This is a genomic window from Undibacterium sp. TC4M20W (assembly GCF_049340245.1).
Taxonomy (GTDB): domain Bacteria; phylum Pseudomonadota; class Gammaproteobacteria; order Burkholderiales; family Burkholderiaceae_D; genus Undibacterium.
The window spans coordinates 72,541-86,567 of record NZ_JBMPPI010000012.1 but is presented as its reverse complement, the minus strand read 5'-3'; the positions used below and the strand labels follow the sequence as shown (position 1 = coordinate 86,567).

Annotated in this window: 10 protein-coding genes; 3 read left to right on the top strand and 7 right to left on the bottom strand. The window is 51.5% G+C overall.

What is annotated here, in order from left to right; genetic code table 11:
* Positions 1-121: 121 nt before the first annotated feature.
* The 5 genes from ACO0LL_RS15960 to ACO0LL_RS15940 form a co-directional block, all read right to left on the bottom strand.
* Complete coding sequence (locus ACO0LL_RS15960; RefSeq protein WP_422951838.1) at positions 122-409, bottom strand: hypothetical protein; 288 nt, start codon at positions 407-409, stop codon at positions 122-124.
* Positions 410-795: 386 nt separating this feature from the next.
* Positions 796-3,966 (bottom strand): prolyl oligopeptidase family serine peptidase, encoded by a 3,171-nt coding sequence (locus tag ACO0LL_RS15955; RefSeq protein ID WP_422951837.1) that lies wholly within the window; start codon positions 3,964-3,966, stop codon positions 796-798.
* Positions 3,967-4,082: 116 nt separating this feature from the next.
* On the bottom strand, positions 4,083-4,865 hold the full coding sequence (locus tag ACO0LL_RS15950) for a hypothetical protein (protein ID WP_422951836.1): 783 nt from the start codon (positions 4,863-4,865) through the stop codon (positions 4,083-4,085).
* A gap of 90 nt (positions 4,866-4,955) precedes the next feature.
* Positions 4,956-5,537 (bottom strand): 3'-5' exonuclease, encoded by a 582-nt coding sequence (locus ACO0LL_RS15945; protein ID WP_422951835.1) that lies wholly within the window; start codon positions 5,535-5,537, stop codon positions 4,956-4,958.
* A gap of 134 nt (positions 5,538-5,671) precedes the next feature.
* A complete protein-coding gene (locus tag ACO0LL_RS15940) occupies positions 5,672-6,583 on the bottom strand; it encodes a LysR family transcriptional regulator (protein ID WP_422951834.1) in 912 nt (303 codons plus the stop codon).
* A 138-nt stretch (positions 6,584-6,721) separates the two neighbouring features.
* Here ACO0LL_RS15940 and ACO0LL_RS15935 point away from each other — a divergent pair, with 138 nt between their 5' ends.
* Positions 6,722-7,744, top strand: coding sequence for an aldo/keto reductase (locus ACO0LL_RS15935; protein ID WP_422951833.1), 1,023 nt, complete (start codon positions 6,722-6,724; stop codon positions 7,742-7,744).
* 13 nt (positions 7,745-7,757) lie between these two features.
* Here ACO0LL_RS15935 and ACO0LL_RS15930 read toward each other — a convergent pair whose 3' ends face one another.
* Together ACO0LL_RS15930 and ACO0LL_RS15925 are read right to left on the bottom strand one after the other, a co-directional pair.
* Positions 7,758-8,024 (bottom strand): hypothetical protein, encoded by a 267-nt coding sequence (locus ACO0LL_RS15930; RefSeq protein ID WP_422951832.1) that lies wholly within the window; start codon positions 8,022-8,024, stop codon positions 7,758-7,760.
* Between the two features lie 16 nt (positions 8,025-8,040).
* Complete coding sequence (locus tag ACO0LL_RS15925; protein WP_422951831.1) at positions 8,041-10,524, bottom strand: EAL domain-containing protein; 2,484 nt, start codon at positions 10,522-10,524, stop codon at positions 8,041-8,043.
* Positions 10,525-10,876: 352 nt separating this feature from the next.
* On the opposite strand from ACO0LL_RS15925, the gene glyQ reads away from it, so the two are divergent.
* Together glyQ and glyS are read left to right on the top strand one after the other, a co-directional pair.
* The gene (gene glyQ / locus ACO0LL_RS15920) at positions 10,877-11,824 is read left to right on the top strand and encodes a glycine--tRNA ligase subunit alpha (protein WP_422951830.1); all 948 of its coding nucleotides are present in this window, start codon (positions 10,877-10,879) and stop codon (positions 11,822-11,824) included.
* Between the two features lie 71 nt (positions 11,825-11,895).
* The gene (gene glyS, locus ACO0LL_RS15915; protein WP_422951829.1) at positions 11,896-13,980 is read left to right on the top strand and encodes a glycine--tRNA ligase subunit beta; all 2,085 of its coding nucleotides are present in this window, start codon (positions 11,896-11,898) and stop codon (positions 13,978-13,980) included.
* Positions 13,981-14,027: the final 47 nt, after the last annotated feature.

Below are 14,027 nucleotides of genomic sequence, written 5' to 3'. Positions count from 1 at the left end.
TAGTGGATGCTACCTGCTTACATGGCGTATGTATTGGACGTTTACGACATTTTTGAAGTTTTATGAGAGCCAGTGTTTGATTTGTTTGGCCATTGTTAGCAATTTGCTCAGATCATCTGGATTACTGCCGAGGGGGGGGTTGCTGTTGCTGTTGCTGTTGCTGTTGCTGTTGCTGTTGCTGTTGCTGTTGCTGTTGCTGTTGCTGTTGCTGTTGCTGTTGCTGTTGCTGTTGCTGTTGCTGTTGCTGTTGCTGTTGCTGTTGCTGTTGGGTTTGATTTTGACGTTGCTTTTGACTTTCAGCAGTTCCCATGTGTAGCCGCCATTTGTGCTGTACAGAAAATGGAAAAAGAAGAGCCGCTGTTTGAGCCGCAGGCGAGTTTCGGATCTTCCCATTTTTTGTACTGCACAAATGGGCACCCCAAAGGGGCGGCTACGCCTGGGTCGCCTTTCTTTGAATACTTACTTTGGCGACGCAAAGAAAGAATTTCGGCTGCCGGGCCGAAACCCGGCTTGTGTCCATGGAGGGCAATCGCTTTAATAACGCCCCAAGTGCATGGCGAACGCCACTAGGCTCCAGCCTACGCTGGAGCGACGATAATTTGAATACGGTTTATTGACTGAACCCCATCCTCGTTCGTGCCATCCCACAGCGCAGCTTGCAAGCGGCATGGAGAGGCGTGGCACAAAGCAGCGCTTTGCAAGTTCCCACGAATCGACTTGAAGGAGAAGGGATTAAAAACAAGTCAACAATTGCAATCTGCCGGATGGCAAAGAGCCGCACGCGGCTCCCCAAAATTACTCAGCCTTCGCCCCCACAGGCTTGAACTGCCCCATCACATCCCGCTTGCCCCGTTCCAGATAAGGCACAGGCTTGTCCATCCATTCAGGACGTGGGCTGTTCAGCAGGTAATGATCAAAGAACTCAGCCATGTGCACCGTGAAATACTTCATGTTGTCACGTTCTTTGAGACCATGTTTTTCACCATTGAAATTGAACCAGTAAGCCTCTTTACCCAACTGGCGCAAGGCGGTGAAGAATTCTATGGCCTGATACCACGGCACTGCATCATCATCGTCGTTGTGGATGGTCAGGTAAGGCGTCTGCACTTTATCGACAAAGAATATCGGTGAATTTTCTATGTACTCTGCCGTTTTATTCCACGGCGCACCACCAATACGGCTTTGCTGTTTTTCATACTGGAAGGCACGGCTCATGCCTGTACCCCAGCGTATGCCACCGTAACCGCTGATCATGTTCGCCATGGATGCACCGGCTTCAACCGCGCGGAACATATTGGTTTGCGTGATCAGGTAATTGACCTGGTAAGCACCCCAGCTATGACCCTGAATACCCACACGTTTGGGATCGACATAGCCTTGTGCCAGCACTTTTTGTACTGCCGGTACCACAGCGTTATAAGCGCTCTTGCCTGGATGCCCGGTTTTATAGACGATGTCCGGGCGCAGCACGATGTAGCCATTACTCAGGTAACGGGTAACATTGATGTTCTGGGCAGGTGCCGGTGCAACATAGCGATGCAGATTGTCTGACATATTTTCATAGATATACACCATCATCGGGTATTTTTTTGCCGGATCAAAATTCTCAGGCTTGGCCAGCAAGGCTTTGAGCTTCTTGCCGTCGAGACTGGTGTATTCAATCATTTCCTGCTTGCCCCAGTTAAACTGGGCTTGCTGGGGATTGGCATTGCTGATTTTTTGCGGGTTTTGCAAAGCCAGGTTACTGGTCCACAAGTCCGGGAATTCTGTAAAGCTTTGCTGCGTAAACAAGACCGTATCCGCCTTTTTGGCCTTGATCAGGCCGGCAAACATTTTATCGCCATGTATGAGTTTTACCGGCTCACCAGATTTTGGATTTTGCTGGTAATAACCGGTAGAGCGATTGCCTTCATTGGTAGCTGCCAGTATCCATGAATCTGTCGGCAAAGCCTTGGATTCAGCCACTGGTGACGGTTCATCAGCGGGCGGTTTTTTCTCGGTATCGATGGGAACATAACGCAATTCCAGATTGTGTTTGCGACCATAGCCTGCAGTCACATTGCGGCTGGATAGAGTCTGAGGATTGACTTCCCACAAATCGAACTGATCATACAAAACGACGCTGGCGTCATCTTCTGTCCAGCCCGCAAAACCATAGGCATCCTTGACTTCTGGCGTATCGCGTTTGGCATCTTCAAAACGCGCCTTGATTTTGCCTGTCAGATTGATCTTGCTGCCGTCCGCGGTTGACCAGCAATACCAGATACTGCTATTGGCATCAAAGGCCATGACGTATTTGCCGCCTGGTGACAGGCTGGGCACATAGCGCAGTTTTTGCGCCAGCAAACGGGCTTGGCCCGTTTGCAAATCTACCGCGTAGGCATCGTGATACAGCGCATCCCATGACTGCTGCATTTTGTAAGGTACGTCGCTGGCACCCATGGCAAAACGAGGGTTATCATTGATCAGCACATTCGGGATATTCTTGTTGGCAAGCTGGACAAAGCGTTGCTCGGCGATATGAAAAACTGCCTTATAGCTGCGTTGTTTTTCTTTCTCTGCCTTGACCTTTTGCATGGATTGCAGCTCAGGGTCTTTCCAGTGCCAGAGATCAACCTTGAAAGGTTCTGGTGCATCCTTGGGATCAGCCTTGGCCAGCTCTGCTGTACCAAAGAACAGGCGCTGGCCGTCCTTGCTAAAACTCAGGCTACCGTGCTCACTGGGCAACCAGCCTGCTGGCATGCCAGTGGTGTTTGCTGTAACGACCGCTTTGGCTTCGCTATCACCAGCGCGCCAGTAATACAGGTTGAAAGCAGTAATTTCTTTTTCTGCCTTATCTACTTTCTCAGCTTTCTCGGCCTTATCAGACTTATCGCCCTTGTCAGCCTTCTCGGCGTCGGCATTTTTCTTGCCAGATTTTTCGGCTTCCACATTTTTCTTTGCGAGGTCATCGCGATTGCTGACGAAAGCCAGTTGGCGACCTGCCTCATCAAAATTCATGTGTTTGTAACTGCCTGCACCTGCCATGACGGTGCGTGGTGTCAGGTCTTGCGGGCTGATCAGGTAAACGCCTTCGCCCGCAGCATCTTTATGTGTATCTTTTTGCTGGTCTTTCTGAACCTCTTTCTGAGCGTCTTTCTGTGCATCTTTGGTGATGATATTGAAAGCCAGCAATTCACCATTTTTTGCCCAGGTAAAATCAGCAACGTCCGTGAAGCTGGTGCGCTTGGCATTCGCCACATCAATCAACAAGAATTCTGTGCCTGTATCTTTTTTCTTTGCTGCGGCTGAGGCAGCAGCGGCTTGCTGATCTTCATCGTCCTTGGCAGCAGGCTCGGCGTCTTTCTTCGCCTCTTTCTTTGTTTCCTTGGGCGCATCGAACAAGACTGCCAGGAAATTGCCGCCCTCTTCTGGCCAGGCAAAACGCTTTACCCTGTCCAGGTTTTCAACTTTACCAGTCGCCAGGTTCATAATGCCCAGGCCAGACTTAGGTAAGTCATCACCCTTCTTTTTTTCTTTCTTGGCCTTGTCCAGTTCTACCCTGGTTGGCGCAATCGCAAAAGCCAGGTAACGGCCATCTGCACTGAAGGCTGGTGTCGTGCCGCGTGGTGCACGCCACTCGCGGCCATCTTTGAGATTCCTGACCACGACCTCGCCATCTGACTCCTGCCCTACCAGGGCATAAGCTGCCCAGTTGCCATCGCGGCTCAGGACACTGCCCTGTATGGTGCGCCAGTTCGCATAGACATCATGGCTGATGACTTTTTTTGCATTTACCGAAATGACTGCGGCTGCAGCACCATCTGCCAATACCGGGGCAGCATGGACAGCAGGAACATAGGCACCGTAGGCCAGACATACCAGCAAGGCAGTAGCAGCCAGCTTACGCAGATGACGCTGTTTGTAGTGGCCGAAGGAAGACACAGAAGACACAGAAGAAGGAGAGGAATAAGGCGTGCTAAACACTGGAATTACCTTTCTGGGAGACGAACTTTACATCACTACATTGTAATGTCAAACCAAATTAAATCGACAAAACAATTATGAATTATCGGTGTTGCGTTGCAGCAAGCCCAAACATATCAAGATTGCACCTGCAGCGTTTTGACCACGCGCATCTCACCTTTTTCACCGGCACCTGACCCGCTGTTCTTGCTTTCTTTTTTTGTCACGACGAGCCGGTCACCGCTGACGCCATACACCAGCTCTTCTTCATTTTTTGTTTCGAAGCTGATCACAACGAAAGCACGCCCTGAGATAGCCTGATGCATGCGGCTGGCAAGCGGGATACCATCCTGGCCTATCCAGACTTCCAGGCTGCCTTCGAATTTCTTGACGTATTTGCGGTCTTTTTCGCTGAGCTTTTCAACAGGTATCTCAAAGCTCAGCAAACGGGCGGGCTTGCCATTGTAGTTAGCGTCGGCTTTTTCACTTTTGAAGATGGCTTTCTCAAGCACCCGCGAAAGATTGCCAACGGCAGAAACCATGGGACGCAATTCGGATGAATTGACTTCCTTGATAGCAGCAATGGTGGGGGTTTTGGCTTTGGAGTCTTTTTCCTTGGCGCGCTCTTCGGTTTCGAGGCGCGTCAATAAATCCTTGCTGTACAAAATTTGTAAGCCACGCGGGCTGTCATCAAGGCTGATACTGGCCTGGCCATTTTGTTCATCAGCGTCCTTGCCGTCACCCTGGCGACTCCATGTTTTGGCTTCAACGACAGCTTTCACTGGTGTTTGCCCTGGCAAACGCGCCAGCGCGGCTTTTAAATCTGCCAGACCATCTGCCTGTGCCGCCTGAGTAAACAAACCAAGCAAACTGAAACACGTGCCCGCAAGCAGTAAAAGCGTTTTCTTTTTGGCCAGCATACATCCCCTGTCAATATAGCTATCGTGAGCCATCTGACCGTTGGGACGTCTTAAAGTTCAGCCTTGCTTCATCCCCGCTTTATCCTTGCTCTATCCTTGCTTTATTGCCAGCCACTTTCTATAGACCAGCAAGGCCACTTGCGCATCATTGGCGGCGTACATGATTTGCCTGTCATTCAGGACTGGGGCAGCCCAGTTGGATGTTGAGGTCTTCTTGGATTTTTGCAGTTGCATGCCAAAATATTTGGCGACCGCCGCTTTTGCGCCCATGTCGCGTTGCTTGCTCTCACGCATGGCGCGTGCGAGATCAAGCACATGCTGCGGCACAATGCCGAGTTTGATCTTCAGGCGTTTCATGTCATCGCTGAGCCCAAAACCAACTTTGAGTATCTCTTTCGATTCCAGCAAGGCTTTCACGGCATCGGTATTTTGCACCTTGATCGTGGGGAAGAGATAAGCTTTGTTATCGGTAGCCAGTTGTATCAGATGCGGGCCATCGGATTGCTGGCCTTTAAAGAATACCGGCTTGGATTCGGTATCGAAACCCAAAATATCGGCTGTCAGCATCTCTGCATAGGCTTGCTCTGCGTCTGCTGGCGTTTGTACCAGCAATATGTCTTTTTCCTGGATACCAGGATAAGGGGGGAGGAGAACTTCCTGATCTTCTGTCATGACAGCATGATAAGGGAAACAGGGTGGATATGTCAGGTGTTGACTTGCCAGCGTAGCTTGTGTGAGGTCAAAAACAGTGAAAATAAGCCACAAACTGCAAGCCAGCCTGATAAACGATATATTTTTAATATTATTTATGCCTTGAATTTGTCTGCATGCGTTTCCATCAGCTCAGTCAGCCATTCTACGAATACCCTGACCCTGGGCGATAACTGCCGGTGGTGAGGGTAGAGTATGGATACCGGCATAGGCGGTGGCCGCAGCTCCGGTAAAACTTCCTGCATGCTGCCAGCCGCCAGCTGGGCAGCAACGTGGAAACGCGGCAGTTGTATCAGGCCATAACCCGCTTCTGCGCCTGCAACATAGGCATCGACATCATTGACTGCCAATTGCCCTTTCAAAGGCAATGTTTGTGTTTTACCGTCGATGACAAATTCAAAATCCATATTCCGGCCAGTCTGTGATGAAAAATAATTCACTGCCAGATGGGCAGGCAAATCGTCCAGAGCCTCGGGCACGCCATGCTTTTGCAGGTAGGCGCTGCTGGCGCAGGTAATTTGCGTCATCAGTGCTACCCGTCTGGCGATCATGCTGGAATCGCGCAACTCTCCCCCACGCAAGACGCAATCTACGCCTTCGCGTACCAGATCAACCAGGCGGTCACTCATGCCGACTTCCAGTTCTATCAAAGGGTATTTGGCGCTAAAGCCTGGCAAGGCAGGAACCACGAAAGATTTGCCCAGCGAACCCTGCAAATTAATCCTGAGCTTGCCACGCGGATTGAGCAGGCTGTGGCTGAATGCAGATTCGGTTTCTTCCAGGTCAGCCAGCAGGCGCACGCAACGCTGGTAGTAGGCATCGCCATCCGCCGTGGTGTTGACCTGACGCGTGGTTCTTTGCAAGAGACGCGTACCCAGATGGGTTTCCAGTTGCTTGATACTCAAGGTCACGCTGGCCCTGGGCATTTGCAATTGCTCTGCAGCGCGGGTGAAGCTGCTTTGCTCAACCACGGCGATAAAGACTTGCATAGCCTGGAATTTGTCCATAAACGTCCCCGCCCTCATTGTTTAGATTTTTTGCACAGTAAAGGCAATTTTAACGTATTTATCTAAAAATTCAGTCTAACTACAATGGCTACATCTTCAGCAATCTCGCTGAGGCAACAATGACGAAGGAGTTTCAGCATGGCACAGAACAAAATCGCAATACGTCAATTGGGCAAACAAGGCCCGGCAGTCTCAGCACTGGGTTTGGGTTGCATGGGTATGTCGGATTTATATGGCCCGGCTGATCGCGGCGAAAGCATCGCCACTATCCATGCGGCGCTCGATGCAGGCATAGACTTGCTCGACACAGGTGATTTTTATGGCATGGGCCATAATGAATTACTGATACAGGAAGCACTGCAAAACCTGCCACGCGAAAAGGTCAGGATCAGCGTCAAATTCGGTGCACTGCGCGATCCGGCAGGCAACTGGATAGGCATGGATGGCAGGCCAGCCGCCGTCAAGAATGCCTTGGCCTATAGCCTGAAACGACTGGGTACTGATCACATCGATGTCTATCGTCTGGCGCGCATAGACCCGCAAGTGCCGGTGGAAGACACCATAGGCGCGATTGCCGACATGGTGAGAGCCGGGTATGTACGCCATATAGGCATGTCGGAAGCTGGTGCTGCCAGCCTGCGCCGTGCGGCAGCCGTCCATGCCATCAGTGATTTGCAGATAGAGTATTCACTGTTTTCTCGCGGCATAGAAGCTGAGATTTTGCCAGTTTGCCGCGAACTGGGCATAGGCATCACAGCTTACGGCGTATTATCGCGAGGTTTGCTTAGCGGTCACTGGAGCCCTGAACGCACTACTGGCGCAAGGGATTTCCGCAGCATCAGCCCACGCTTCCAGGATGGCAATCTGGAACGTAACCTGGCTCTGGTAGAAGCCTTGCGCGGCATCGCCAGCAGCAAGGGCATCAGCGTGGCACAGGCGGCAATTGCCTGGGTACTGGCGCAAGGTGCAGACATCATTCCTTTGGTGGGCGCACGCCGCCGTGACCGTTTGACAGAGGCACTTGGTGCTCTGGATGTGAAGCTGGATGCGGCAGATTTACAGGCAATAGCTACGGCGGTTCCCAGCGATGCAGTAGCAGGTAATCGCTACAATGACCACGCCATGGCTATGCTTGATAGCGAACATACGCCTGGTCACTAAACGATTAAACCATTTAGCTGTTATCGATGACATCTGCAAGCTGGCATGGCGACTCAGCTTTTAGTGGGTCAACACGGCGGCGGCGTGGCCTGCCACTGGGCAATGGCTCTATGATCAGGGCTTGACCATCGGGCAGGGAAATCGCCAGTTTTTCTTGCCCATCATGCTTGAAATGATAGACAGTCGCCGCGCCAACGGCGGCTGATTTTTCCAGTGTTGCTGCCATCAGTAATTCCGGAATTTCGCTTACCTTGCCGGTACGCCAGAGCAGCTTGTTCATGGTTTTACTCATCGCCTTATTCATTGATGTGCTCGCGATAGCGGGTGGCAAAACCGACGGCATCCATGGGGCGGCCAAAATAATAACCCTGTACCTGGCTGCATCCCATTTTGCGCAAAAGCTCGGCCTGCTCTTTCTTTTCCACTCCCTCTGCAACCACACTCAGACTCAGGCTCAAAGCCATGGCAATGATGGCACTGGCAATCGCTGCATCGTCAGGATTTTCATGGATGTCATTGATGAAGGACTTATCTATTTTGAGTTCATCAATGGGGAAGCGCCGCAAGTAAGAGAGGCTGGAATAACCCGTACCAAAATCATCGAGCGATATCGACAAACCCAGGTTTTTCAAGGCACGCAATGCCACCAGGGTACTGTTAACATCCTGCATGACCATGCTCTCGGTCAGCTCCAGCGTGACATTCGATGGATCGGCACCCGTCTCGGCAAAAATAGCTGCAACACGGTCAGACAAATCCTCTTGCCGGAACTGGCGAGGTGACATATTGATGGCAATTTTTAAATCTGCCATGCCAGATTTTTTCCAGCTGACTTGCTGGCGGCAGGCCTCGGCCAGCACCCACTCACCTAACGGCAATATCAGCCCAGTTTCTTCTGCCAGCGGGATGAATTCTATGGGGTGTATCAAACCTATCTGCGGATGATGCCAGCGCACCAGTGCTTCTGCGCCGACGATATGACCCGTAGCCAGTTCTATCTTGGGCTGGTAGTGCAGAGTGAGTTCATGCCTTTCCAGCGCACGGCGTAATGCGCCTTCCATATTCAGGCGGCTGATGGCAGTGACACCCATCTCGGGAATAAACTGGCGCACACTATTGCGTCCATGCTCCTTGACGCGGTACATGGCGATGTCGGCATAGCGCAGCAATATTTCGCCGTGGTCACCATCACGTGGGTAGAGCGAAATACCTATGCTGGCGGTAACAAATACATCATGCCCATTGATTTCAAACGGACGCGCCAGTGCTGCCAGGATTTTTTCAGCAACGATATCAACATCGCCAGTCTCAGGCAAATCAGTCAGGATGATGACGAACTCATCGCCACCCAGGCGGGCAACAGTATCAGTCTCGCGCACACAATGACTGAGCCGGTTGGCTACCTGCTTCAACATTTCATCTCCAGCGCCATGGCCGGATGCATCATTGATAAGCTTGAAATGGTCAAGATCGAGCAACATCAAACCCACCGACAAGTCCTGGCGCTTGGCCCAGGCGATGGCCTGGGTAATCCTATCGTTGAGTAAATTACGATTGGCCAGGCCAGTCAGGCTGTCATGGGTGGCCTGGTATTCCAGTTCTTTCTGGTAATTGACACGCTCGCTGACGTCATTGATAACGCTGACAAAATGCGTAGTGGCCGCACCTGTCGCGTCCTTGACGGGCGAGATATGTAATTCATTCCAGAATTGCGTACCGTCCTTGCGGTAATTGCGCAATAACGCGCAACCGGCTCTTTTTTCCCGCAATGCAGTGCGTATCTCCTCGAGATCAGGTTGCGCTAGGTCTTCCCTGACCAGGAAGCGCCCTTCCCTGCCGATGACTTCCTGCGCCGTATAGCCGGTGATGCGCTCGAAAGCCGGATTCACATAGACGATGGAATGATCACTGTCGTCACTGCGGGTAATCATGATGCCGTTGCTGCTGGACACGAGCGCCTGCTCACGCAAGAGCAAGGCCTGTTCGACTTCCTTCAACTGGAATTTGCTATCAGTGATGTCTTGTTTGACAGCGATCAGGTGGGTGATATAGCCGTCTGCATTGCATAGCGGGCTGACCATCTGTCTTTCCCAATATGCCGTGCCATCCTTGCGATGGCTGAGTACATCTCCCTGCCAGTGCTCACCAACCTTAAGCGCCTTGATGATGCGCATGACTTTTTCATCAGCAGGATCACCAGAATTCCAGAATACGTGCTTGCCCAGCACCTCATTCAATGCATAGCCAGAAATGCGACAAAAGCTGTCATTGCCATATTCGAGTTCACCATCAGCATTGGTAATCACTACCGCAAACGGGCTTTGCTGCACTGACAGTGCCAGCATGTCCATATTGTCTTGCAGATCATGGTGTTCATGGGTACTGCTAAGGGCATGGATGGCTTGCGCCAGTTCATTGGCGAAGCGGCTCAGTATGTTGTATGCATCACCATTTTCGCTGAGATCAAAGTCAGCACCGACACGCAATTGCGCCAGCACATCACCATAACGCTGCAAGGGCAGGATCAGGTATTTTGTCTCTTTTCCAGCCTGCCTGTCGGCGCGAAAACGGTAAATTTCTGACTTGTCACCCAAGTCCAGTTCCACCTCGGCACACAGATAACCAGCGCGCTGTACCAGGATGCGACAGAAGCCACGCAACATCTCAGGCAATTCTGCCGTGTACCACAAACAATGGGAAAGCTCCCCCAGCAAGAGATACCACTCTTCCAACCGTTGTGACTCGGCATCCAAAGTAAGGGTCTGGTCAACTATAGCCATTGCTCCGAGGTCTCCCATTCAGCATGCTGTTTTTATTGGCAGGTGGATTTTTATACCGCGTAGCCAAGGCAATTGCAACAAAAACCGCCATCACAAAGCAGCCTATTTATGCTGCAATTGCGTCACTTGATATAAAACGAATATTTGCAAAAATAATAAGCACCCTCCTGGTTTTCTCTGTGCCTCTGTGTCTCTGTGGTGAGAGGTCTTGGGTATTTAGGCAAATTACCCCATGAAATTAATAAAACAACATCAAGCAAATTCGCCTATCCTACGCAAAAGCCGTTAAAATCTAAGGTTTGGCAAACTTTATTCATCGCTTCTTCAAGAAGTGACAAAGGCAGATAGCACGATGCTCACATTTCAACAAATTATCCTGACATTACAAGATTACTGGGACAAGCAAGGCTGCGCCCTGCTGCAACCTTACGATATGGAAGTGGGCGCGGGTACTTCGCATACCGGCACTTTCTTGCGCGCCATCGGGCCAGAACCATGGCGTGCGGCTTATGTACAACCATCACGCCGCCCCAAGGATGGCCGCTATGGTGAAAACCCTAACCGTCTGCAACACTATTATCAATATCAGGTGGTGTTGAAGCCTGCACCGGAAAATATCCTTGACCTCTACCTGGGCTCTCTGAAAGCCCTGGGTCTGGATTTGCAGCAAAACGACATACGTTTTGTTGAAGATGACTGGGAAAACCCTACCCTCGGCGCCTGGGGCCTGGGCTGGGAAGTCTGGCTGAATGGCATGGAAGTCACGCAATTCACTTACTTCCAGCAAGTTGGTGGCCTGGATTGCAAACCTATCCTCGGTGAAATCACCTATGGCCTCGAACGTCTGGCCATGTATCTGCAAGGTGTAGATAATATCTATGACCTGGTCTGGACCGAGCGTGAAGAAAACGGCAAGACCGTGCGCCTGTCTTATGGCGATGTATTCCATCAAAATGAAGTTGAGCAATCGACTTTCAGCTTTGAATATTCAAACACTGATTTCCTGTTCTCTTTGTTCAGCAATTACGAAGCGGAAGCCAAGCGCCTGCTGGAAGTGACAGAAAAATCCCTGGCCCTGCCTGCTTATGAAATGATCTTGAAGGCTGCGCATACTTTCAACTTGCTGGATGCACGTGGCGCCATCTCTGTGACTGAGCGTGCTGCCTACATAGGCCGCATACGCAATCTGTCGCGTGCCGTGGCTGCGGCTTACTATGCATCGCGTGAGGCACTGGGCTTTCCCATGTGTGCTGCGGATGACAAGCACAAGCCTACTCCTGCTGCAGTGACTACTGCATAAGCTTTACGCCAAGCCCACAAGAACATCATTAAACAGATTCTGGCACAGCGCCGGAACGTAGGATAAGAAACATGAGCCAAACACTGTTAGTAGAATTATTTACCGAAGAGCTGCCACCCAAGGCCCTGGCCAAACTGGGTGAAGCATTTAGCGCCGGTATTGTCGCTGGTCTGAAGTCACGCGATTTTCTGGAAGCTGAGTCGGTAGCGACCAGCTATGCCTCACCACGCCGTCTGGCTGTCAGCATCACTGGCGTACGCTCCACATCCCCCGACAAGCTGATGCGCGAAAAAGTATTACCGGTATCTGTGGCACTGGATGCGGCTGGCAACGCCACCGCACCGCTGGGCAAGAAACTGGCGGCACTGGGCTTCCCTGACCTTCAGGTCAGTGATCTGGAACGTGCGGTAGATGGCAAGGCCGAGAGCTTCTTTTACAGCTATACAGCCGCAGGCACTGCCCTGGCACCAGCAGTACAAACTGCACTGGAAGAAACCATAGGCAAACTGCCCATTCCTAAAGTCATGAGCTACCAGCGTCCTGATGGCGAGACTGTGCATTTTGTGCGCCCTGTGCACAAGATCATTGCCCTGCATGGTGCTGACATAGTGCCGCTGTCCCTGCTGGGTTTGAACAGTGACCGCATTACCAAAGGCCACCGTTTCCTGTCCGCCGGTGAAGTCAGTATTGCCAAAGCTGAAGACTATGCAGCCAGCCTGAAAACCGAAGGCAAGGTCATTGCCAGCTTCAATGAGCGTAAAGAACAGATACGCACTGCCCTGTTGGGCAAAGCAGGCGCAGACCAGGTGTTGATGCCTGAATCCCTGCTCGATGAAGTGACCGCCCTGGTCGAATGGCCAGTGGTGTATGAATGCAATTTCGAGCAAGAGTTTTTGGCTGTGCCGCAAGAATGCCTGATTTTGACCATGCAAACGAATCAGAAATATTTTGCCCTGACAGATGCATCAGGCAAATTGCGTTCACGCTTTTTGATCGTCTCCAACCTGGAAACCAGCGACCCGCAATACATCATCCAGGGTAATGAGCGCGTCGTGCGCCCACGCCTGTCGGATGCAAAATTCTTCTTTGAGCAAGATAAGAAAAAAACTCTGGAATCACGCCTGCCTTTGCTGGCAAATGTGGTCTATCACAATAAACTGGGCAGCCAGGCAGAACGTACGCAACGCGTTAAAACCCTGGCGGGCCAGATTGCTGCCAGCCTGAATGGCGATGTCGCGCTGACTGAACGTGCCGCCCTGCTGGCCAAGACCGACTTGCTGACTGACATGGTTGGTGAATTCCCTGAGCTGCAAGGCATCATGGGTACTTACTATGCCCAGCATGATGGTGAGCACGCTGATGTAGCCGCTGCCGCGTCTGAACATTATCAGCCACGTTTCGCTGGTGACGCATTGCCAGCAACACTGACAGGTACTGCCGTAGCACTGGCGGACAAACTGGAAACCCTGGTTGGTATCTGGGGTATAGGTTTGCAGCCTACCGGTGACCGCGACCCGTTTGCGCTGCGCCGCCATGCCCTGGGCATCTTGCGCATGCTGGTGGAAAAACGCTTGCCGCTGTCGCTGAATACCTTGCTGGCGCAAGCAGTAGCACTGTTTGCTGGCAATGCCAATTTCACAAATCCGACAGCCGATATATTGAACTTCTTGTTTGATCGCTTGCGCGGCCAGTTGCGCGACAAGGGCTTTTCTCAAAATGAAGTCGAAGCTGTGGTTGCTCAGCAACCAGACACGCTCGATAACATCGTTGAACGCCTGCAAGCTGTACAAGCCTTTGCTGCCCTGCCAGAATCTGAAGCACTGGCTGCTGCCAACAAGCGCATTACCAATATCCTCAAAAAAGCCGAGGGTACGCCTGGTGCAGTCCAGCCAGCATTGTTGCAGGAAGCTGCAGAGCAAGCACTGTTCAAGGCCATGGCCGATGTCAAACCAGAAGTGGATGTGGCATTTGCCAAAGGTGATTTCGCCAGCGCATTGAAAACCTTGGCAGCCCTGCGTGCAGCGGTCGATAGCTTCTTCAATGATGTCATGGTGAATGCTGAAGATTTGGCCCTGCGTAATAACCGCCTGGCCTTGCTGGCAAGCCTGCATGGCATGATGAACCAGGTTGCCGACATTTCCAAGCTGGCAGCTTGAGGCGTATTAAAACAACATGGAACACATGAGCACCACTAACCAGGATT